The sequence below is a fragment of the Sporosarcina sp. 179-K 3D1 HS genome, assembly GCF_047228905.1.
In the GTDB taxonomy this organism is placed as follows: domain Bacteria; phylum Bacillota; class Bacilli; order Bacillales_A; family Planococcaceae; genus Sporosarcina.
In genome coordinates, this window is sequence record NZ_JBFEGI010000013.1 from 32,619 (window position 1) to 56,109 (window position 23,491).

General features: G+C 45.3%; 20 protein-coding genes. 18 read left to right on the plus strand and 2 right to left on the minus strand.

Annotation, left to right across the window (positions count from 1 at the left end; genetic code table 11):
- Positions 1–10 precede the first annotated feature (10 nt).
- The 3 genes from AB1K83_RS15130 to AB1K83_RS15140 all read left to right on the plus strand — a co-directional run bounded on the left by AB1K83_RS15130 (position 11) and on the right by AB1K83_RS15140 (position 3,072).
- Positions 11–1,027 carry a FecCD family ABC transporter permease gene (locus AB1K83_RS15130; RefSeq protein WP_413059052.1) on the plus strand — a complete coding sequence of 339 codons (1,017 nt, stop codon included), beginning with the start codon at positions 11–13 and terminating at the stop codon, positions 1,025–1,027.
- Positions 1,020–2,018: a FecCD family ABC transporter permease gene (locus AB1K83_RS15135; protein ID WP_413059053.1), complete on the plus strand. Its 999-nt coding sequence runs from the start codon at positions 1,020–1,022 to the stop codon at positions 2,016–2,018. Before AB1K83_RS15130 ends, AB1K83_RS15135 begins: the two co-directional genes overlap by 8 nt.
- A gap of 340 nt (positions 2,019–2,358) precedes the next feature.
- The gene (locus AB1K83_RS15140) at positions 2,359–3,072 is read left to right on the plus strand and encodes a 3D domain-containing protein (RefSeq protein ID WP_413059054.1); all 714 of its coding nucleotides are present in this window, start codon (positions 2,359–2,361) and stop codon (positions 3,070–3,072) included.
- Between the two features lie 49 nt (positions 3,073–3,121).
- Here AB1K83_RS15140 and AB1K83_RS15145 read toward each other — a convergent pair whose 3' ends face one another.
- Both AB1K83_RS15145 and AB1K83_RS15150 read right to left on the minus strand, forming a co-directional pair.
- Positions 3,122–4,645, minus strand: a complete 1,524-nt coding sequence (locus AB1K83_RS15145) for a Na+/H+ antiporter NhaC family protein (RefSeq protein WP_413059055.1) — start codon at positions 4,643–4,645, stop codon at positions 3,122–3,124.
- 13 nt (positions 4,646–4,658) lie between these two features.
- Entirely contained in the window at positions 4,659–5,822 is a 1,164-nt protein-coding gene (locus AB1K83_RS15150; RefSeq protein WP_413059056.1) for a saccharopine dehydrogenase family protein, read from the minus strand.
- Between the two features lie 199 nt (positions 5,823–6,021).
- On the opposite strand from AB1K83_RS15150, the gene AB1K83_RS15155 reads away from it, so the two are divergent.
- The 15 genes from AB1K83_RS15155 (at position 6,022) to cyoE (ending at position 23,384) form a co-directional block, all read left to right on the plus strand.
- Entirely contained in the window at positions 6,022–6,828 is an 807-nt protein-coding gene (locus AB1K83_RS15155) for an alpha/beta hydrolase family protein (RefSeq protein WP_413059057.1), read from the plus strand.
- A 223-nt stretch (positions 6,829–7,051) separates the two neighbouring features.
- Entirely contained in the window at positions 7,052–7,972 is a 921-nt protein-coding gene (locus AB1K83_RS15160) for a peptidase U32 family protein (RefSeq protein ID WP_413059058.1), read from the plus strand.
- Between the two features lie 17 nt (positions 7,973–7,989).
- A complete protein-coding gene (locus AB1K83_RS15165) occupies positions 7,990–9,237 on the plus strand; it encodes a peptidase U32 family protein (RefSeq protein WP_413059059.1) in 1,248 nt (415 codons plus the stop codon).
- A gap of 106 nt (positions 9,238–9,343) precedes the next feature.
- Positions 9,344–11,071 (plus strand): AAA family ATPase, encoded by a 1,728-nt coding sequence (locus AB1K83_RS15170; RefSeq protein WP_413059060.1) that lies wholly within the window; start codon positions 9,344–9,346, stop codon positions 11,069–11,071.
- Positions 11,072–11,497: 426 nt separating this feature from the next.
- Positions 11,498–12,349, plus strand: a complete 852-nt coding sequence (locus AB1K83_RS15175; protein WP_413059061.1) for an STAS domain-containing protein — start codon at positions 11,498–11,500, stop codon at positions 12,347–12,349.
- A gap of 507 nt (positions 12,350–12,856) precedes the next feature.
- Entirely contained in the window at positions 12,857–13,630 is a 774-nt protein-coding gene (locus AB1K83_RS15180; RefSeq protein ID WP_413059062.1) for an ABC transporter ATP-binding protein, read from the plus strand.
- Positions 13,631–13,646: 16 nt separating this feature from the next.
- The gene (locus AB1K83_RS15185) at positions 13,647–15,542 is read left to right on the plus strand and encodes an AMP-binding protein (protein WP_413059063.1); all 1,896 of its coding nucleotides are present in this window, start codon (positions 13,647–13,649) and stop codon (positions 15,540–15,542) included.
- Positions 15,543–15,545: 3 nt separating this feature from the next.
- Complete coding sequence (locus AB1K83_RS15190; RefSeq protein ID WP_413059064.1) at positions 15,546–16,430, plus strand: branched-chain amino acid ABC transporter permease; 885 nt, start codon at positions 15,546–15,548, stop codon at positions 16,428–16,430.
- A 4-nt stretch (positions 16,431–16,434) separates the two neighbouring features.
- Entirely contained in the window at positions 16,435–17,496 is a 1,062-nt protein-coding gene (locus tag AB1K83_RS15195; RefSeq protein ID WP_413059065.1) for a branched-chain amino acid ABC transporter permease, read from the plus strand.
- 72 nt (positions 17,497–17,568) lie between these two features.
- Positions 17,569–18,843 (plus strand): ABC transporter substrate-binding protein, encoded by a 1,275-nt coding sequence (locus tag AB1K83_RS15200; protein ID WP_413059066.1) that lies wholly within the window; start codon positions 17,569–17,571, stop codon positions 18,841–18,843.
- 147 nt (positions 18,844–18,990) lie between these two features.
- Positions 18,991–19,782, plus strand: coding sequence for an ABC transporter ATP-binding protein (locus tag AB1K83_RS15205; protein WP_413059067.1), 792 nt, complete (start codon positions 18,991–18,993; stop codon positions 19,780–19,782).
- 183 nt (positions 19,783–19,965) lie between these two features.
- Entirely contained in the window at positions 19,966–20,784 is an 819-nt protein-coding gene (locus AB1K83_RS15210) for an amino acid ABC transporter substrate-binding protein (RefSeq protein WP_413059068.1), read from the plus strand.
- A gap of 70 nt (positions 20,785–20,854) precedes the next feature.
- On the plus strand, positions 20,855–21,514 hold the full coding sequence (locus AB1K83_RS15215) for an amino acid ABC transporter permease (protein WP_413059069.1): 660 nt from the start codon (positions 20,855–20,857) through the stop codon (positions 21,512–21,514).
- 15 nt (positions 21,515–21,529) lie between these two features.
- The gene (locus AB1K83_RS15220; RefSeq protein ID WP_413059070.1) at positions 21,530–22,276 is read left to right on the plus strand and encodes an amino acid ABC transporter ATP-binding protein; all 747 of its coding nucleotides are present in this window, start codon (positions 21,530–21,532) and stop codon (positions 22,274–22,276) included.
- Positions 22,277–22,475: 199 nt separating this feature from the next.
- Positions 22,476–23,384 carry a heme o synthase gene (gene cyoE, locus AB1K83_RS15225; RefSeq protein WP_413059071.1) on the plus strand — a complete coding sequence of 303 codons (909 nt, stop codon included), beginning with the start codon at positions 22,476–22,478 and terminating at the stop codon, positions 23,382–23,384.
- Positions 23,385–23,491: the final 107 nt, after the last annotated feature.

Here is a 23,491-nt window from a genome sequence, read left to right on the forward strand (position 1 = left end):
AAGGGGTTAAGTGAGAATTCTACTCCCTCATCCGCCTCTTAAATGGGTTGGTTTACTTGTGGTGTTCACTATTTTCATCGGCTCTTTTAGCCTAAGCATCGCGCTTGGCCAAAACTCGATCCCGTTGCGAACTACATGGGAAGCCTTTATTCACTATGATGCTACAGTGACGGAGCATGTCATCGTGACGACTTCGAGGCTGACTCGGGCTGTTATCGCAACTATTATAGGCGCCAATATGGCTATTGCAGGAGCGTTGATGCAAGCGTTGACCCGTAATCCCTTAGCGGCGCCCGATATTTTGGGAATTAATGCAGGCGCATTATTTTTTATCGTGTTCTCCATGACGTTCTTTTCAGTTGATTCGCTACGGAGTTATATGTGGATTGCCTTTTTGGGTGCTGCGGTGGCGGCGGTGCTTGTCTATTTCTTGGGCTCGCTCGGGAAAGATGGGCTTTCCCCCATTAAAATCGTCTTGGCGGGAGCAGCGATGTCCGCTTTGTTCATTTCATTCACACAAGGGTTGCTCGTCATTGACGAACAGAAGATCCAAAGTATTTTATTCTGGCTGGCGGGCTCGGTTGCGGGGCGCAGCATGGATATGATCATTCCTGTGCTCCCTTATATGTTTGGTGCAAGCTTACTTGCTTTGTTGCTAGGCCGTCATATTAACATTTTACTGATAGGTGAAGAGGTGGCAAAAAGTCTAGGGCAGCAGATTGTCTTTATTAAAGTGATGATGGGACTTGTCATCGTTATCTTGGCGGGAGGATCTGTAGCTGTGGCCGGTTCGGTCGGTTTTATTGGATTGATTGTTCCGCATATGGCGAGAGGGCTGGTTGGACCGGATTATCGGTGGGTCATTCCGTATAGCGCGTTGCTTGGAGCCAGTCTTTTGTTGTTGGCGGACGTTGCGGCACGGTTTGTCATCATGCCCCAAGAGATGCCGATTAGTGTCATGACCGCATTTTTGGGCGCCCCGTTTTTCATTTATATCGCGCGCAGGGGGCTGGCGAAGCATGGCTAAATTTCAATCGAGAAAAAAAGTTGTTTTTGCCTTGATCTTCCTTTTCGCTTTAGTTGCTTTTATTTTAGCGCTCTCTGCAGGGAGTACTTTCATCAATCCTTTAAATGTAGTGAAGCACTTGATCGGTGTAGGGGATGGGGAACATGATTTCATCCTCAACACTTTGCGACTCCCTCGTGTATTGCTTGCCTTCATGGTGGGGGCGGCGCTTGGTGTCTCTGGTTCGATCTTGCAGGCGATTATTCGAAATCCTCTCGCGTCGCCGGATATTATTGGAGTGACGGCGGGTGCATCGGTCGGAGCCATCCTCTTTCTAGTATTTGCAATGGGGACAATCAGCATTACCTTTCTCCCGTTTGTCGCAATTTCAGGCGCAGCGATCGTCGCGCTTCTTATTTATCTGCTCGCTTGGAATCAAGGCGTGACACCGATTCGACTTGTACTGATCGGCATCGGAGTGGCTGCCGCGATGAAAGCGGTTGTTATGATGTTGCTCGTTCTAAGCGATACGGCTGTCACAACAAAAGCGTATTTATGGTTGACCGGAAGCTTATACGGCTCCAATATGAACGAGGTGTTGGCCATGTTGCCATGGGTCATCGTGTTTATTCCAATAACGCTTCTGTTTGCGCGAACAGTCAATGTAATGGAATTGGGAGATGACGTATCCTACGGTCTCGGGGTGCAAGTGCAAAGAAGCCGTTTCTTCCTTTTGTTGATAAGTGTCGCATTGGCCGGTTCTTCAGTCGCTTTTGCCGGGGGAATTGAATTCGTTGGATTGATCGCACCTCATCTTTCCAGAATGCTGATCGGCCGCTCTTTTGCAAATATGGTCGTAGCCTCCGCACTAGTTGGAGGGATCCTTGTAACAGTTGCTGATATCGTAGCAAGGACAGCTTTCTTGCCATTGGATATTCCGGCAGGCGTTTTCACCGCCGGAATCGGAGCACCGTTCTTCATTTATTTGCTTTACCGGAATCGGAATATATAGAATTTATAATAGGTGAAAACATCTTATTTCCTAGAGAATGTCTAGCTAAATATTTCACTGCTGAACTACTCAAACGGCAGATTTATATGCACCAACTTTCAAAACAAATTTTACTTGTTTTGAAAGTTGGTGTCTTTTTTTGTTTACGAATGTTTGTATTTCGAAGTTTTATGGCAATACTTGGTTCAATGAATTATAGAAAGGGGGAAGAAAACCAGTCCAGACAAGGCTGGGATACGAAAAACTCCCAGACCGATGGGGAAGCCATGAGAAATTCCAATAGAACAAAATGATCTTTTGGACAAGCTGCATTTATCCATAACTAAGGAGGAGTATTCATTTGAAGATCAAGATTTTATTAGTTTTGGCCGTATTATTTACCAGTATCACTATCCCATTGGCACAAGCATCCGAATTAGTAGGCGGAGAATATACGTTTAAAGAGTATGTCGATAACTGGGCAGAATGGAAGCCAATAAGTGAAGCAAACGAAGAACCTGAAACTTATACAGTCATGCAAGGAGATAATTTATACCGGATCGCTCTCAACCATTCCGTTCCCTTATTTTCTTTGATGGAGTGGAATGAATTGACGGAAGACCTGATTCATCCTGGTGATGAATTGATTATCAGCGGAAAAGAACCGGAGAGTGCTAGTTCTCAGATACCAACTACACCAGTTGCCATAGTTCCGGAGGCCGAACAACCTGCTCCAGTACCAAAAGCAACAACACCTGCGGCTTCTTCCCCTGCCTCAACCGGCGGAAAAGAAATGACGGTGACGGCCACGGCCTATACGGCATATTGTAAAGGATGTTCTGGAACGACGGCGTATGGCATCGACCTTCGGGCCAATCCCAACCAAAAAGTGATCGCGGTCGATCCCCGTATTATTCCGTTGGGGACAAAGGTTTGGGTGGAAGGCTACGGAGAAGCGGTCGCGGGTGATACTGGCGGCGCAATTAAAGGAAATAAAATCGATGTATTCATCCCTTCTCATTCCAGCGCTATGGAGTGGGGCGTCAAGAAAGTGAAACTTCGGGTGCTGAATTAAAAAAAGCGGCCACTGCCACGGACTGTGAATCCGTCGCAGTGGCCGCTTTTCAGCTGACTGCCGTAATCTTGGTGTTCCGCTTTAACCAGAGTAATACGACAACTAAAGCGACAAGATTCACCGCCAAGCCGAGCCAGACAAAAGAGGTGAGGCCGAACACGATATAGCCTGCAAATGAAGTGAAGGCCACCGTCAGAGCATAGGGTAGCTGGGTCGATACATGATCCATCAAGTCACAATCGGCTCCGATTGCGGAAAGGATTGTCGAGTCGGAAATTGGGGAACAGTGGTCTCCGAACACCGCTCCCGCCATGACTGCGCCGATTGCAGGCAACACCCATTCAGGATTCGTTGAGCCGACAATGGTCGCCCCAATCGGAATCATGATGGCGAATGTGCCCCAAGAAGTTCCCGTGGCAAAAGACATGACACAGCCAAGGGCAAAAAGGATGGCTGGGATGATCCACATCGGGACATTGCTTTCTACCATAGAGGCGAGGAACTGACCTGTTTCCAAGCGGCCGACAATATCGCCGATCGACCAAGCGAGCACGAGGATCATGGCTCCGCCTAACATGCTTTCCATTCCTTTGGTGAAAGTCGACAGGAATTCTTTTGCTTTCATCTTTTTCCTTGGAATATAGAGGAGAGCCGCCACGACTACCGAGAGAACAACACCGTATACGAGAGCCAATGTAATATTCCCTTCCCCGGAAGCTTCCATCAAACCTACCCCGCCACTGAAAAAGCCACCTGAGTTGAGGAAAAAAAGGATAGTCCCGATAATCATCGTCAGAATGGGAATCAGTAAGTCGAATGCTTGTGAAAAAGGAACTTTTTTCGGCACGGCCCTTAATTCACCAAGTCGGGGCAGTGAAGCCTTTTTCTCATAGGCCTGTTGGTCATGTTTTCGCATCAATGGAAAATCCATTCGCCACCAGATGACAAGGAATACCATAACTAACGAGCCGATTGCATAATAATTGGCCGGTAAGACATGGAAGAATGCAGAAACCGGGCTATGTCCAAGCCCATAGGTCTTGATTGGATCAGCTAATAAAGAAAAGATATAGGCTCCCCAACTGGACAGGGGGATGAGAACGCAGATGGGGGCCCCGGTCGAGTCGATTAAATAAGCCAGTTTTGATCGGGACACGCCATGGCTGTCGGTAATCGGCCGAGCAATTTGTCCAACCGCCAAACAATTGAAATAATCGTCGATAAAAATAGCATAACCTGTGAACATTGTAACGAGCTGGGCTCCGACACGGGATTTCACTTTGGACATCGCCCATACGCCAAACCGCTCAGTAGCACCCGACTTTGTCAATAGAGCTGTCACCCCACCTAACATGAGAGCGAATATTAAAATGGGTGTTGTCCACTCTGGATCTGCCACTTGGGCGAAAACTGTTTGGAATGAATCGCTTAGCCCTCCGGTAATGGAGAAATTGGCTAATAGTAACGCACCGCTTACGACGCCTAGGAGCAACGATAAGACCACTTCCCGCGTAATGATGGCACAACCGATCGCGAGAAGTGGAGGCAGTATCGACCACCAAGTCGCTTCCATTACAAATCTCCCTTCAATTTGTATTTACAATTGTTTGTTTTTCCTGAATCCACACTCCACGTTTCTTCATTTCTTCGACGAATAGGGCTCCCGGTACAATTTGCTCTGGCGCAAATACCCCTTTCTCTTGGATGTCTCCCTTGGCAATCATCTGGGCTACAACCGATATGCTGTAGGCAGTTGAGCGCGCCATGGCCGTGACGTTGTTTTCCCGGTCAAAGTCCGTCTGTAGTTCGAACTCGTAGCGCATACGGTTATTACCTTTCCGGCCTTCCAATAAGACGCGTACCAGCACGACATCCTCTTTATCTCCCAGAGCGATAATTGGTTGAAGGACTTTCGCAAACACATCACGAGGTCGCACGTCTTGTCCATTGATCTCGATGAAATAATCCTCCTTCATTAAATTTAACTCTGAAAGGAGTTTCATCTTTTGAGCGTGCCCGGGGTAACGAATCGTTTTATAATCCAAGTGACAGACATCAGCGAAAGTATCCGGTAAGGTGGAAGTGCCACCGGCTGTATGGAAAGCTTCCAAAGTGCCGAATCCATCAAAATAAATATCCTCTACTTCAGTAAGAGCGGGGACTGATAGTTTCAAGCCATTCCGTATGATCGTCGACTCGCCTTCATATTGATAGAGGATCCCTTCTATTGAATAGACTTGGTTATATTCGAGGGGTGGTTCGGGCACTTTTGGCAGGCCGCCCACACGCAATTGGATCGTCTCCACTTCATCGAATTTGGATACGCCATAGCCGACTAAGATGTTCGTCAATCCCGGAGCGACGCCCAATTCGGTAATATACGTAACTCCCTCCCTTTTTGCTACCTCATTCAAAGCCAAGATATTACGTGAAATTTCATTCACATTTCCACCTAGATCCACGGCATGGACACCTGCATCGATTGCCAACCTGGCAACTGCTTCATTGAGCGTATAGACAGTGGCGTTTATCAACACATCGCTATTTGAAATGGCTTGGATAAACCCTTTCTCATTTGAAGTGTCCGTTTGCATGGCCTGTAATCGTGAATCGTTGAATTGTCCACAAACCCGTAAGGCCTGGGATTCAACCAAATCACCGACAATCACTTCTTCGACTGCTGGATTTGCCAATAAATCGCGAACCGCCTCTTTTCCCATCAACCCTGCCCCTAACACAAAAAAACGCATACGCTTCTCATTCCTCTCCGTTTCGATTGCAAGTCCAAAGAAAAGCCTTTACTCACCATATGTTGTCAGATGAATTATTATTTCAGGGACAATTCGCTATTCCGTTGCAATCTGGGAAACTATCCAGTATAATACCTAGTAAACATGTAAGATTAATTACCATTAAATTTTATGTACTTGTATGGAAAGGAAGGATCGCATGAGTCAACCGTTTACTGTTCTCGCTTCAACCGATACGTATTTGTCAGGAGCTCTTCATCTCCCGGAGAGAAGACAGCTAAGTGCAACACCGCTTATCGTCTTGCTACATGGTTTTGTCGGAAGCAAAGTGGGGGAACACCGTTTGTTTGTCAAGGCAGCACGCCATTTTACAAATGCAGGGTATGCAGTCGCACGTTTTGACTTTAGCGGTTGCGGGGAAAGTGACGGTGACTATGCAGAGGTAACGCTAACGAAGCAGTTGCAAGAGGTCCAAGCTGTCCTGAATCACCTTTCTTCCATTAAAGAAATCGACACGAGAAATATTATTTTAATTGGACATAGTCTGGGAGGGGCGGTTGCTGCAGTGACGGCGGCGCAAGATCGCCGGATTAAAAAGCTGGTCTTATGGTCCCCGGTCGGCAAACCGCATGAAGATATTTCTGGCATATTAGGAGAAGATGCGCTCGAAGAATCGAAAGCGAAAGGGAGAGTCGATTTTCAAGGTTTCTATGTAAGCCATTCATTTTTGGAAGACCTGAAAAATTATGAACCAATCGACGCGGTCCGGTTATATAACGGTCCGGCTCTGATAATTCATGCAGAGGCAGACGAAGATATCCCGAAAGAGCATGCCGCTCGTTATCTTGCGGCCTTGCACGGTAGACCCCTTAGTCAATTTGCAGAAACGCATTATATTGAAAATGCGGACCACACATTTTCCAGCTACTCATTTGAAAAAGAACTGTTTAGGACAACGACGAATTGGCTGGAAAATATAGAGTTTCTAGGCAGGGTTGCCTTGTGAGAAGGAGGCTATTTCTCGGCAACAGTGAAAATAGAATAGAAGAATGAAGTTTGATACGCAAAGCGACAGGGGGACTGTTGCTTTGCGTTTTTTGTTGGTTAATTCCTATAAAAAATCAAAAAATGTCGAATTGTGTTCAAAAAGTAAGGGTTTTCCCTAATACATTTATCCTGGTCCTCCTCTTTATAATATGGTCGATAGTGACTAGAAAGGAAGGATGTTTATGATCGAGCTGATTGCAACAGCTGAATCGGTGGAGCAAGGGAAGACCTTGCTGGACGCAGGAATCGATACCTTATACGTAGGGGAGGACGAGTTTGGATTGCGTCTGCCGGCATCTTTGTCTTTGGATGAAATACACACATTGACGGATTATGCGCATGAAAACGGCAAGCAAATATACGTGGCGGTCAATGCGCTTATGCATAATGACCGGATTGAAAAAGTAATGCCTTATTTACAGAGCCTCCAATCGATTGGTGTCGATGCGATGACCGTGGGCGATCCGGGTGTCATTCATTTAATGAAAAAGAATAATATCGTGCTCCCTTATATATACGACGCCCAGGTGATGGTGACGAGCGCCAACCAGGTGAATTTTTGGGCAAAACGCGGTGCTGTCGGCGCAGTGCTCGCCCGTGAGCTGACCTATGAAGAATTGAAAATGATACAGCAGCAAACGACTGTGCCAGTGGAAGTGTTGGTTTATGGGGCGACTTGCATCCATCAGTCCAAACGGCCACTCGTCCATAATTATTTTGGATACATCCAGGAAAAGGCACCTTCGATGGAAGAGCGTCAATTGTTTTTGGTAGAACCGAAAAAAGAGGAAACGCATTATTCCATTTATGAAGATATCAATGGAACTCATATATTTGCGACAGACGATGTGAACCTGATGCCGCAGCTAGGGAATTTAGCCGATGCAGGTTTGACGCAATGGAAACTGGACGGCATTTTTACGAGAGGGGAGCGGTTTATCGAGATTGCCCGCCTCTTTGTCGAAGCAAAACAGGCGTTTGAAGCGGAAAGCTGGTCGGAAGAATTGGCTATCCGTTTGAATGACCGATTACAATCCCTTCATCCGCAAGAACGAGCGTTGAGTGAAGGATTTTTCTTAAAAGACCCAACAGAGATCCAATAAGATAGGAGCTATCCAGAATGGTAAAAACGGCGAAACGAGTCATTACAAAAAAACCGGAAGTCTTGGCACCGGCGGGAACATTAGAAAAGCTGAAAATGGCGATCCGATACGGAGCAGATGCAGTATTCATCGGAGGAAACGCATATGGCCTCCGTAGTCGGGCAGGAAATTTCACCTACGAGGAAATGCGTGAGGGGGTTGAATTTGCGCAAGGCTACGATGCGAAAGTCTATGTCGCGGCGAATATGGTTGCCCACGAAGGGGATGTCGAAGGGGCGGGGGAGTTTTTCCGCACTTTGCGTGACATCGGTATCCATGCAGTGATTGTATCAGATCCTGCTCTCATTGAAATTTGTGCAACCGAAGCACCCGGATTGCCTATTCATTTATCGACACAGGCCTCAGCGACCAATTACGAAACCTTGAACTTTTGGAAAGAGGAAGGGTTGGAACGTGTCGTGTTGGCCAGAGAAGTCGGTATGGATGAGATTAAAGAAATCCGGCAAAAAACGGAAGTGGAAATCGAAGCCTTCATCCATGGAGCGATGTGCATCTCCTATTCTGGACGCTGCGTCCTGTCCAATCATATGGCGGACCGGGACGCAAACCGCGGAGGGTGCACCCAATCGTGCCGCTGGAAATATGAATTGTATGAAGTGCCGGAAGACGGAGAGCGGGAATCGTTGCTTGGCGGAGAGGCACTAGAAGCCTTTTCGATGAGTTCCGTCGATATGGCGATGATAAGGCATATCCCGGACTTGGTGGAGAATGGTGTAGACAGTTTGAAAATCGAAGGACGGATGAAGTCGATTCACTATGTATCCACAGTGGCCAATGTCTATCGCCAGGCAGTCGATGCCTATTGCAGTGATCCAGATAACTATGAGTTTAAGCAGGAATGGGAAGACGAGCTATGGAAAGTGGCGCAACGAGAGCTTGCTAGCGGATTTTATTATGGCGTGCCAACGGAGAACGAACAATTATTCGGGAAGCCACGGAAAATCCCGGCCTATAGTTTTATCGGTCAAGTTCTTGAGTATGATGAAGAGACGCAAATTGCGACGATTCAACAGCGCAATCTATTTGGCATCGGTGATGAAGTCGAGTTTTATGGTCCAGGATTTACCCATTTCGACCAGACGATTAATGAGCTTTGGGATGAACAGGATGAGCCGATCGATCGCGCACCGAATCCAATGATGATTGTGAAGATGAAAGTGGTAGTACCTGTAAAGCCGTTCGATATGATCCGAAAAAGGAAGTAAGCGAGAGAGCGGCCTGAAATTGTAATAATATCTTCATGAATAAGCCTGTTCAAGAACCCTCCAATTTTATATAATAGATATATCTTTTATGAAGGAGTTGGGGTGCTTGAAGCCCATTTCAAAGTTTGCAACAAAGATTGTCGTCCTGGCCCTCTTAGTCATTGGAACTGTAACAACTGCCAGCTGGTATCTCTTTGATGCGACCGAAGGGACTTCGATTTCATTTTCCCAAATGGAGCAAACGATTGCGGTTCAGCATGGACAACCAATGTCCCTGAAGGAAAAAGCGGACGGGACACTGTACTTAAAAACACAAGACGCATTGTACGTCACACAAGTCCGACCGCAAAGTGAATTAGTCGAACAATTGGTACAAAAATATAATGTTTCATATAAATATAGTGGCCAGAGTCAAACTGGCGGATTGATCCTTGGTGGATTAATCATAGTGTCACTTCTCACCTTGTTCATTCTTCATAAAAAAGGGAAGTTGGGAGTCGGCGCTTCATCGATGAAAAACAGCACGGCGAAAGCGACGCCACTTCCGGATATTACGCTGAATGACATTGGCGGAATCCCGACTGAGATGAAAGAGGAGATTTTACAAACGTTGGAGATTGTAAAAGACCCGAAACGCTCTGAAAAAGTCGGTATTACACCCCCGAAAGGGATTCTTCTATATGGACCTCCGGGAACTGGAAAAACTTTATTGGCACAAGCCATTGCCAATGAAATTGGTGCTACATTCTACTCAGCGAGCGGGGCGGCCTTTACAGAACTTTTCGTAGGGGTCGGAGCCTCCCGTGTCCGAACACTCTTCCAAAATGCTAGAAAGCAGCAGCCGGCTGTCATCTTTATCGATGAGGTGGACGCATTGGCTGGTAGACGGAAACAGCATGGCGGAGAGGAAACGGAAAAAACATTGACGGAATTGCTTGTCCAATTGGACGGCGGAAGCGACAATGACGGGATTTTATTCATCGCAGCGACCAACCGGAAAGATATGTTGGATGAAGCTTTCCTACGCCCGGGTAGAATCGATTTCTCCTTCCAGGTCCCACTGCCTGATACGATGGGCAGAAGGGAAATTATTGATATTCATACGCGCGGCAAACGATTGGCCGCGGATGTATTTGCATCGTTGGATACATTGGCGGAAAGCACTTCCGGATTTTCCGGTGCTGAACTAAGCTCTTTATTTGAAATGGCAAGCCGAAGAGCCGTCCGGGATGGTCGGGATGAGATAGATCGGCATGATTTGGATTTTGCAATTGACCGGACCATTTTGGGGAGTACATCACGGTCACTGAATGATCCGGATACAAAGCGTCGTGTCGCCATCCATGAATCGGGACATGCGCTTGTTGCGGCACTGACGAAGCCGAATTCGGTTCGGAAAGCGACCATTATTCCGCGTGGACAAGCACTTGGCTATGTGGCACCGATCCAGAAAGAGCTTCACTTGCAAACCGCAAGCGAATTGATGGATCAAGTGAGCATGATCTTGGCTGGCGGAGTTGCAGAACGGCTATACCTAGGCGAGCACAGCATCGGGGTGAGCGGAGATGTTCAGCAAGCGAAGGATATTCTGGAAAGAATGGTCGATACCGGTTTATTTCAAGACAGCTTCACACTGACGTTCAGCAAAGCTGAAAAAGAAGTGAAAATGCAGTCCTTGTTCGATGAAGCCCTATGTAAAACGGAAAATCTAATTCAAGAAAATGCAATAGCCTTCGAGGCCCTCGTGGAGGAGCTATACCATAAAGAAACCTTGGACGGTTCGGAAGTCCAGGAAATTGTCAACGGAAATACCATGGAATTAGTCGTTTCATAAGGACAGGAGGATTATTCTCCTGTCTTTTTTTTATGGAAATTAAGTTATAATAGGTATAAAATAACAGGGTAGACATTTGTCTGCTGGAAAATTAAACCGATTTCAGGAAGGAAGTAGGTTGTTTTTTGTCGGATGCTGTAATGGGATTAACTAAACGACAATAAAAATGATACTGTTCTCTTATTATGTATATCATTTAAGTACTATGTCATGTGCTAAAGTGATTACTAACTAATTTGAAAACAATACCTTTATACCTGTAAAGGTATGTTATAATGTATATTAAAAGATTAATTTATTGTTGGCAATCATAAATGAAGTATTTGTATAAGTCTCTCATAGGCATGTTATTCAGCGCAATGATGCGAAAAAGCAAGTCTATTGAATGTATCGGCTCATTTCAATAGATGGAAGGTGGAAAGCGAATTGAGTGGAATTGATGAGCAGCTTCATGATTATCTGATCGAGCATCTGGAAGAGATCACTAACGAGTGGTTGACTTTCCGGGAGGAGAGAGAGGGTTCAATTTATTCAATTGATGCCGACCAGTCAACAGAAAAGCAACTACGGGAACAAAATCGCTTAACCAATATTACGATTGCTAGCAGTCTGTTGCAAGATCAGGACGAGTTTGAAAACAACAAAAAAAATTGGGCGATAATCGTGGCGGAGAGCCGGGTGAACAGCAACACACCCATACATGAAGTGTTGGAAGCACTAAGTCATGTAAGGTATACTTTCTGGGTATTTGTGCAACGGTTTGCTACTATACAAGGAACTGATGTGACCCAGGAAGACATAATTCGGTGGGGGAATGTCATCCACATTGCTTTTGATGAACTGAACGTGCAATTTGCTGAAATGTATCATGCCATCATCAATAATAGATTCATGGCCCAGCAAAATTTGATTGAAGAGTTGGGAACCCCTGTTATCAAGATCGATTCTTCAGTTGGAATCGTTCCATTAATCGGTGACATTGACACAAGACGGGCCCAAGGTTTTCTGGATTACCTACCCAATAAGTGTGTAATGGCAGGTGTTCGCCATTTATTTATAGACCTATCCGGAGTTTCGATCATTGATACGATGGTTGCCCATCAAATCTATCAGATCACCCAGATTTTAAAACTATTGGGTATCCGATCGACTATTACCGGCATTCGTCCGGAAATTGCCCAAACTGCCATCCAGTTGGGGCTAGATTTTTCACAAGTGGACACTTTCAGTTCCTTGCAGCTAGCATTGTCAAAAAGATATTTGGTTGCGACAGAATGAATTGTACTTTGTGTAATTTATAAAATCTATGCCTATTAAATAGGAAGTGATTTAAATTAAGAGTCTTCATTTTAAGCCGAATTTTATAGATATTGTCGAATAAAAACCATTAGGGATGAAAATCGTCCCTAATGGTTTTTATTGTGTACTAAACAAAATGTAAAATAAAAACTGTTATAGTATAAAAATTTCGGAATTTGAAAATACAGCCTACATTTTTAGAATGGCAAAAAGTTAATAATCCATATTATGTTAGCCCTTTCAAAAAACGATAGCAGAGCCATTATTGACGAACCTAAAAAATACCGAGAAGTAAAATAATTGAAATTATTTACTTAAAACGACATTTATTAGTATAGGAGTATAATTAAAGTTAAATAATTCAGATACTTATACTTTACAAATTTCGTAAAATTACAAAAAGTACATTGACAAACTAGCTAGTTCTCTGTAGAATCATGACAACGCTTACATTAAGTTGCAGACGGTATGAAGGGGGGATTCAATATGGGACCTATACTAGAAATAGAGAATGTGTCTTTGCAATTTGGGGGGGTAAAGGCACTGGATAGCGTTACATATCATATTGAAGAAGGGGAGATCTTTTCACTGATCGGTCCGAATGGTGCCGGGAAGACAAGTATGTTGAACTGCATCAGTGGGCTTTATCAGCCGACAAACGGATCCATTCGATTCAAAGGTCAGGAAATCATAAATATGAAACCGTTCATGCGGACAACATTGGGTATCGCCCGTGCTTTTCAAAATATCGCACTGTTTGCCCACATGTCCGTACTCGATAACTTGAAACTGGGCCGACACACACTGATGAACTCAGGACCACTTACCGGGGGGTTCTTCATCGGGAAAGCTTCCAATGAGGAGATCGCCCATCGAAGAAAAGTGGAGGAAGTGATCGAGTTTCTGGAACTTCAAGATATTCGACATACTCCTGTCGGTACATTGCCATATGGGCTCCAAAAGCGGGTTGAGGTGGGGAGGGCTCTTGCACTAGGTCCGGAACTAATCCTTTTGGATGAGCCTATGGCAGGTATGAATAATGCAGAGAAGGACCTGATGGCACGTTTCATTTTGGATATGCACGAGGTCATGAATACAACGGTAGTTTTAATCGAGCATGATTTGGGGATTGTTATGAGCTTATCCGACCATATAGCCGTTTTGGATTTTGGGAAGAGAATAGGCTTCGGTACACCTGAGGAGATCCAGAAAAATCCGGACGTCATCAAAGCATATATCGGGGAAGAAAACGTTATTTAAAGGGGTGGACTATGCGATGGGATTAGAAAGAACATTGCCTGTACTTTTGACCGAACGGGCGTCCAAAGAGAAAAACGAAGTCGCGCTCAGGCAGAAGTACCTCGGTATTTGGAATGAAATAACCTGGGGGGACTATTACGAAAAAGTCGAGCAACTTGCACTCGCCTTATCGGATAAATTCCATTTTAAAAAAGGCGAGATACTTGCCATCATCGGGGAGAACAAGCCTCAATGGCTCTATTCGCAAATGGCTACTCAAGTATTGGAAGGCATTTCAGTCGGGATCTACCAAGAGTCATTGCCTGAACAAATTGTCTATTATTTGAATGATAGTAAAGCGCGAATTGTCATCGCCGAAGACCAGGAACAGGTGGACAAACTGCTTGAAATCGAAGAGCAAATTCCATTAGTTGAGCACATCATCTATTATAATCCACAAGGAATGCGTTACTATAACCACCCGAAATTGGTTGACTTTGACGAGTTGCTGACTCTGGGCAGTTCTTTAGCAAGAGAAAAGCCGGGATTTTTTCGGACTCAAACTGAACGGTCGCTCGGAAAAAATGTGGCTGTCATCGCTTATAGTGCAGCGACAACAGGAAATCCCAAAGGGGTCATGTTGACTCATGATAACTTAATAGCGGCAGCAGAAAGTTTAATAGCAATTGATCAAATGACGAAAAAAGATGACTATTTTTCATTCTTGCCTCTATCGTGGATCCATGAAAAAGTACTGAGTACCGTAATCCCGCTAATTACAGGGACGGTTGTCAATTTTCCGGAAAAGCCGCATACGGTTATCGGAGACCTTCGTGAAATCGGTCCACAGACGTTGATGGCTCCTCCGCGGGTTTATCAAACGTTAATGTCTAACTTTACAATCCGTATGGAAGGGTCGACCTGGTTCAAAAAGAAGGTCTTCAATCTATTTAAGAAGTACGGAGATCGAGTTGCAGAAGCAAAGCTGAATAATAGAAAGCCTTCCGGTGGGGACCAATTCATGTTCAAGCTCGGCGATTTCCTTGTTTTCAGCGCCATTCGCGACCACTTGGGCCTCTCCAGAACGAAACGTGCATATGTGGCAGGGGCTGCATTGCAACCTGAGGCATTTCATTTTTACCATAGTATCGGCTTGAATCTAAAACAGACCTATGGGGGAACCGAGTTTGCCGGAATTGCTTTTGTCCATCATGACGGTGATATCCGAGCGGGAAGCACAGGTATCCCTCTCCCGAATACCGAGGTGCGGGTCGAGGAGAATGGAGATATCTATGTGAAAAATCCTGCCATCTTCTCCGAATATTTAAATGAAGAAGATCGGAAAATGGTGGTGGACGGCTGGATTTCTATCGGTGACTGCGGACGGATGGACGACGATGGTCATCTGTATATCCTTGATCGACAAGAAGACATTATTACGGCGCTCAATGGGAAGACGGTTTATCCGAGAATTATTGAAAACACATTAAAATCAAGCCCTTATATCCAAGAGGCGGTTTGTTACGGAAAAGACAGACCGTATATGACGGCTATCTTGAATGTCGACTTGAACAGCGTTGGCCGGTGGGCGGATAAGAACCGTATTATTTATACTGAATATTCTGATTTATCAAGGCATCCTCAGGTCGTTGAATTCATTGAACGGGAAGTCACCAAGTTAATGAGCAATGTTCCACCTGAAGCCAGGGTTAGGAAATTCGCCATACTTCATAAGCAATTTAATGCAAATGACGGGGAACTCACCCGTACGTTGAAGGTAAGAAGGAAGTTTATTGAAGACAAGTACAAATCGCTGTTGGATGGAATGTATACAGACAGCCTTGAGGTGATGATGACCGAATCTGACCGGGAAGCTGTTGAGGAAATCAGTCTTCAAGTCATCCAGTTGAAACTTGATCAGGAGGTGGCATAACGTATGACATTTTTTATTCAAATGCTTGTCACCGGAATAGTTGTAGGTAGTATCTATGGACTGGTCGCATTGGGATTCGTCCTCATTTACCGGGCGAGTGATGCGTTAAACTTGGCGAACGGGGAATTTGTCATCATCGGATCTTACATTTGCTTGATCCTTATGACTGCTTATAAAGTGCCCTTCATTTTTGCAGTACTTCTTACGTTGGTCTTTAGTGCAACACTCGGTTTAGTTGTAGAACGGTTAGTAGTCCGGCCGTTGATGAATGCGCCGGTCATATCCGTCATCATGGCAACCATCGGATTATCCAGCTTATTAGGGGGCGCAGTGCACATGATTTGGGGGCATCAGACAAGAACATTCCCTCAAGTGTTCCCGCCAACTCCGTTGAAATTCGGCGGCGTCATAATTACACCTGTTTATCTATGGTCGTTTGTAGTTGTCATTGTCCTACTTACCATATTTTCGTTGTTCTTCAAATTCTCCAAAATGGGAATCGCAATGCGTGCAGTGGCTGACGATCAGCAAGCGGCACAGTCGATGGGGATTAGCGTCAAGTATGTCTATGCTACAACTTGGGCGATTGCTGCAGTCGTTGCTGCGGTTGGAGGAATCTTATTAGGTAACATTAACGGTCTAAGCCCTACGATGGCCGCAATCGGCCTAACCGTATTGCCAGTTGTGATCCTGGGGGGGCTCGACAGTGTGCTGGGGGCCATTGTCGGCGGTTTCATCATTGGTGTCCTTCAAAGTATGGCGGGAGGCTATTTGGATCCGCTCATTGGTGGAGGACTCAAAGAGGTTGTGCCATTCATCATCGTACTCCTCATTTTGATGGTCAAACCATATGGGTTGTTCGGCAGACGGGGAATAGAAAGGGTGTGAGCTCGTGCGTAATCCATTTGCAATGAATAGCGGGAAATACAAAACTACTTATAAAGAAGATATGAAAATGTTTGGGACCACATCGATCAAGATCAAGTGGGCGGTCATCGTTATGCTCGTCTTAGCCGTACCTACTTTTACGTCCAGTTATTGGGTCGGATTGTTGACATTATGTGCGATCGCTTCGGTCGGGGCAATCGGTCTTAATCTTCTGACCGGATTTACTGGCCAGATTTCCATCGGGGTTGGTGCTTTCCTCGGGGTGGGTGGCTATACTTCGGCAATCTTGACTTCTACACTGGGGCTTAGTTTCTGGATTGCTTTGCCGTTGGCGGGTGTAGTCACAGCTGTAGTCGGTGGGTTGTTCGGAATTCCGTCACTCCGTCTGAAAGGGCTGTATTTGGCCATCGCAACATTGGCGGCACAAGTTATTATCCTTTTTGTCATAAGCCGATGGGATAGTCTCACAGGAGGAACGGCAGGCTTGGTTCTTAACCGTCCGTCTATAGGCGAGTTTTCACTTTCCAGCAATACTGCCTATTATTACTTATGTGTCATTATCTTATTGTTGACTGTTCTATATGCGGCCAACTTGTTCCGTTCCCGTACTGGTCGCGCATTCTTGGCGGTCCGTGACCGGGATATCGCAGCACAAATAATGGGTATTAACTTATTTAAATACAAAGTAATGGCATTTGCTATCAGCTCCTTCTTCGTTGGCATCGCCGGAGCCTTATTGGCACATTACACGATGATCGTGAGCCCGGAATTGTACAGCTTTCACGTTTCCATCGAATATTTAGCCATGATTCTGATTGGTGGGCTTGGCAGTATTCTAGGTTCCATCTTCGGAGCTGTCTTTATTACGCTTTTACCCGTATTATTGAGTTTTCTTGTGGATGTCATGGCGGGAATTATGCCGGATCTCTACCAATTGTTTTCTGCACTGAAAGAATTCGCGTTCGGGCTCGTAATTATCTTATTCCTGATTTTTGAACCGGGCGGATTAGCTCATATTTGGTTAAACATTAAGAAATATTTCAGATTGTGGCCGTTTTCGTATTAGGGGCGGGAATTCGAAACCCAACATGGACAAGTTCCTAGGTTTCTTTCCATACAAAAAAAGGGGGAATTGTGTATGAAGAGCAAGAATAAATTTTTAGCTTTATTGGTTGGTTTAATGATGCTCTTGATCCTTGCAGCTTGTGGCGGCGGGAACGATGCGGGAGAAAAAACGACAACTGACGGACCAGCCGAAAGTAAGTCTACTGGTGGCGATGACGGTAAATCAGAAAGCACAGGCGAGAAACGTAAAGTTGTCGTTGGTGGATTGTTCGACCTTACAGGGGGGACAGGCGACGTCGGAACACCATTTGCTGAAGGGGAGCAGGCATTCTTCAAGCATTTGGAAAAAACTGGAGGAATTGAAGGCGTAACCGTGGAATTGAGCGGAAAAGACTATGCTTATGCAATTCCGGAAGCGCAAAAGATCTATCAGCAATTCCGTGACAAAGATAAGGTTTCTGCAGTTCTTGGGTGGGGAACAGGTGACACGGAAGCATTGCGTCAACAAGTTGCCAACGATAAACTTCCTTACTTCTCGGCATCTTATTCTGAAAACTTGAAAAACTTGGATGAAAGTCCATATAACTTCTTGACTGCGGCATCTTATTCCGATCAAGGCCGTACGATTGTAAAATATATCAAAGATAACCATGAAGGGGATAACCCGACTATAGCGTTACTATACAATGACACTGCATTTGGACGTTCTCCAATTGAAGATATTAAAGCGTATGCGGCTGAAATTGGTGTAGAAGTAGTTGACGAGCAAGTAATTGACGTTCAAGCAACTGAAGCACAGTCCCAATTGTTGAACATGGAGAAGAAAAATCCTGACTATGCGATTATCCAACAAACTTGGGCTGCTACTTCCACAATCCTTCGGGACGCTAAAACACTTGGCATTGACACTCAATTTTTCGGTTTGAATTGGGCCTCCGGTGAAGGGGTAATTGATATTGTTGGCGCAGATATTGCAGAAGGTTACATCGGTATCCTCTCTCACGCAATGCCATATGAAGATTTCCCTGGAATTGCTGAAATCGAAGAATACCTCAAAGGGGAAGGTAAAACTTTGGAGGATATTGATCAGAAGTTCGTCCAAGGTTGGACTACTGCGAAAATCATGGCTGCTGGAATTGAAGCGGCTGCCAAGCAGACCGATGGAGAGCTTAACGGTGAAGCAATCCGTGCCGGTTTGGAATCTTTGACGAACCTTGACTTGGGTGGACTTGGTGCACCGGTTACATTTAGCGCTGACAATCACGCAGGAACAGAACAGACTCGCCTAGGTATCGTTAAAAACGGTAAATGGGAACAGCTGACTGATTACATGAGTTACAAAGACTAATTGGAAATTTGCGCGGGCTGCCCGCGCATAAAGGGACTCAGACGGGAGAAGCAGCGGATTGTTCCATACGCTTCCCCGTTTGTCCTTTTTCAAACTGGTGTCAATTGCAAATACCAAAGTTGTATTTGATTGGGGAGGAGACGTTCTATGCTCCATGTAAATAATATAGAAGTCGTTTATTCGAGAATCATCTTGGCGCTGAAAGGGATGTCGCTTCATGTCCCGGAAGGACAAATCATTGCGTTGCTCGGCAGCAATGGTGCCGGAAAATCGACAACGTTGAAAGCCATTTCCGGCCTTCTCGCTGGGGAAGGTGGACAGGTTACCGATGGTTCAATTGAATTTCTAGGCAAGAACATTGGAAATACTGCGCCTGATGGCATTGTAAGAAGCGGCATCTTTCTCAGTATGGAAGGAAGGCGTATCTTCAAAGACTTGACTGTCGAAGAAAACTTGATCGCCGGTGCTTATACGCGGAAGGACCGTTCCAACATCAAAGGCGATATCAACCGGATCTATGAGTATTTTCCAAAGTTGAAAATGCTGCAAGGCCGGAAAGCCGGTTTCTTGTCAGGTGGGGAACAGCAGATGTTGGCAATCGGGCGTGGCTTGATGGCAAAGCCGAAACTACTTTTGTTGGATGAACCTTCATTAGGGATTGCACCATTGCTTGTACAAGAGATCTTCCAAAATATTAAACAAATTAATAAAGAAGAAGGCATGTCCATTTTGGTTGTGGAGCAAAATGCCAATGTGGCTCTTGGAATTGCCGACTATGGCTACATAATGGAAGGCGGCCGTGTCGTCATGCAGGGTAAAGCCGAAGATCTGCTATCTAATGAAGAAGTTCGAGAACATTACTTGGGGATAGGCAAAGAAGGCGAAAAAGATTATCGCAATAGTAAAGTATATAAACGTCGCCAACGGGTTGTCTGGTAATCGGGCCGATCCGCGGGTGCTAAGTACTGAAACAGTCGGAACTTTGTTTCTTTACTTGGCACCTTTTTTTGTTGCTAATTCGGGGTTTTATTTTCATACTATCCATGTTATCCTTATAGAGTGTTAACGTACTAAAGTATTTATATTTAAAAGCAGTATACATAGATGGAAGGGGAAATTACAATGAAGCGATTTACACTCGGCCTATTGATGATGCTATCGATTTTTGCGTTGGTCGTAGGTTGTTCAAACTCTAAGTCTGAAGAAGGAAATTCCGGAACAGCATCGGGTGGGACTGAAACGGATGATAAAGAAACGCTCATAATCGGAATTGATGATAAGTTTGCACCAATGGGTTTCCGCGATGAGAAAAATGAGATTGTCGGCTTTGACATTGACTATGCACGTGCTGCTGCGGAGCATATGGGGATGGAAGCGAAATTTCAGCCAATCGATTGGAAAACGAAAGAAACAGAATTGGCGAGTGGACGCATTGACTTGATTTGGAACGGTTATACGATTACAGACGACCGAAAAGAGAAAGTCCTATTTACGAAACCGTACCTTCGCAATGCACAAGTCGTTGCTACCCTGGCGGACAATGAAGAAATCACGAAGTTGGCGGACTTGGACGGGAAAATCGTCGGTCTTCAAGCGCTATCTTCCGCATTGGATGCACTAAACGCAGACCCAGTTCATGAAAACGTGAAAAACGTTACGGAATTTGCCGATAACGTCTTGGCATTAACCGATTTGAAAACAGGCCGTGTCGATGCGGTCGTCATCGATGAAGTCGTCATCGACTATTACATGTCCAAGGAAGAAGGGACATTTAAGGTTCTGGAAGAATCCCTTGCTCCTGAAGAATATGGAGTCGGTGTGAAAAAAGAAAATGAAGCGCTGCTGGAAAAACTTCAAGCTGCTCTTGATGAAATGAATGAAGATGGTACGGCCGAAGAAATTTCGAATAAATGGTTTGGCGAAAATAAAGTATTGAAATAAAAACTACTACAAATAGTGGACAAACAGGATTTCCTAGCGAAACCCTGTTTTGTTTTTGGAGGAAACCTTCATGTCGTTCGAGTATTTAAACAACATATTGAAACCGATGCTAGAAGGGGCGCAAGTGACTGTACTATTGTTCATTGTCGCTATCGTCCTTTCCATACCGTTGGGATTCCTCCTGACCTTAGCTGTACGGAGCAGTTTTAAGCCGCTATCTTGGTTGGCTAGCACGTATATTTACTTGCTGCGAGGAACGCCGCTTTTGTTACAACTGTTATTTATCGTATTCGGTTTGCCGTTGCTGCCCGTAGTGGGAGAGTATTTGGTGCTGGATCGGTTTGTCGCAGCCTGCCTAGGATTCATCTTGAACTATGCGGCGTATTTCGCAGAAATTTTTCGGGGAGGACTTCTGGCCATCGACAAGGGGCAATATGAAGCTGCCCAAGTTCTCGGGCTCAATAAATGGCAGACAACAACCCGGATCGTCCTTCCGCAAATGTTCCGCATCGCCTTGCCGGCAGTGGCGAATGAATCGGTCACTCTCGTGAAAGATACGGCTCTGCTTTATGCGGTAGCGGTTCCCGAGTTGCTGCATTTTGCGCAGACCGCGGTCAACCGGGACTTTACCATCGTACCGTTCTTTATAGCCGGTATTATCTATCTGATCATTACATTGACCTTGACGACATTCTTTAAATGGCTGGAAAAGCGGTTTAAATTTGACTAAAAGGAGTAGGAACCCATGGCAATCATTGAAATACACAATCTGAAAAAGTCATTTGGACCGCTGGAAGTGCTAAAGAATATCACATTTAATGTGAATAAAAATGATGTCGTCGCTGTGATCGGACCATCTGGATCTGGGAAAAGCACGATGCTCAGGAGTCTTGTGCATCTGGAAGAGGTCAACGGAGGCACTATCTGTGTAGCAGGCGATTATTTAGTGAAGGATGGGGTTTATTCCAAACCGCAGGAGATCAAGAAAGTCAATTCCAAGATGGGAATGGTGTTCCAGCATTTTGATCTCTTCCCGCATCTGACAGTCAAGGAGAACTTGGAATTGGCACCAAGACTGACGAAGCGGGAATCTGTGACAGCCATTCAACAGCGGAGCGCTGAATTGCTTGCGAAAATCGGGCTTTCCGATAAGGCGACGGTCTATCCATCGAAATTATCGGGCGGACAGAAGCAGCGGGTCGCCATTGCGCGCGCCTTGATGATGAATCCCGAAATCCTGCTATTCGATGAGCCGACATCCGCACTCGATCCCGAGTTGACGGGGGAAGTGTTGGAAGTGATGAAGGATCTCGCGAAGGAACACATGACAATGATCGTCGTCACGCATGAAATGGGCTTCGCGCAAGAAGTGGCCAATCAGGCTGTATTCATGGATGGCGGCGAAATCGTGGAGGCCGGCCATCCTTCGGAGTTGTTCACGAACCCGAAGCACGACCGGACACGTGCTTTCTTGAATCGTACTTTGAAATAAAGGATGATGCCACTCTCGAGGGACGAGGGTGGCTTTTTCATCGTTTGGCCCGCGCTTTTTCACGAAATTGTGAACAACAGCCATCGATTTTATGAAAAAGGAAAATGGATGGGTTAAATTTGTCTTGCAGAAATGGTATATTATTGAGTAGGAGTAAGTATTAATGCTTTTTTCAAGCTAGGCTAAGGAGAGGTTATAGATGAATAAAGATGGAGTGCTCTCCGTTGGCGAAGAGCAAAATACGTCCACATTCATAGCCGATATGAGGTTGCTTTTCAAAGCGCCCGTTTTAATAGCTAATGTACTACCGGTATTTACCGGTTTTTGGTTGGCACTTCATTTTACGGAATCCACATTCATGTCCCAAATGGATTTATTTTTATTGACCATTATCGGCAGCACTCTACTGATGGGCGGGGCACTCGTCCTTAACAACTGGTATGATGCCGATATCGACAAGGTGATGGCCCGGACGCAGAAAAGACCGACTGTAACAGGAAATGTTTCCCTTCAGAGTGTCTTGGTTCTTGGAATCGCTTTATCGGCCATCGGGATGATTCTATTATTTTTTACGACATTTGAGGCCGCCTTTTATGGGTTTGTCGGCTGGTTTACGTATGTCGTGCTCTATACGATGTGGTCGAAACGGAAATATACCTTAAACACTGCGATCGGTAGCTTGTCCGGAGCCGTGACGCCGTTGATCGGCTGGGCAGCGGTCACGTCGGCCTATCATATCGTACCAATTATTTTGTTCATCATATTGTTCATCTGGCAAATGCCACACACATTTGCCATCGCAATGAAAAAATATGAGGAATACCGTGCAGCCCAGGTGGCTATGCTTCCGGTTGTCCGTGGATTTGATATGACGAAACGTCAGATGTTTGTCTATGTGGCCTGTCTGTTGCCATTGCCTTTTTATCTCGTGTCACTTGGCATGACGTTCATTATCGTCGCTACGGTATTGAATATTGGCTATCTGATCATCAGCGTCATGGGCTTTTTCACAAAGGATAATATGAAATGGGCCCATTTGAACTTCCTTTACTCGGTCAATTATATAGCGATCCTATTCTTGGCAATGGTGATTGTAACTATTCTTTAGGATTCCACCATTCCTATAATTAGAAACAAGGGAGCCCCCGCCATAAGTATTCAACTATTGTTGAATGACTATGACAGGGGCTCCCTTTCAATTCACAAACCTAGCAA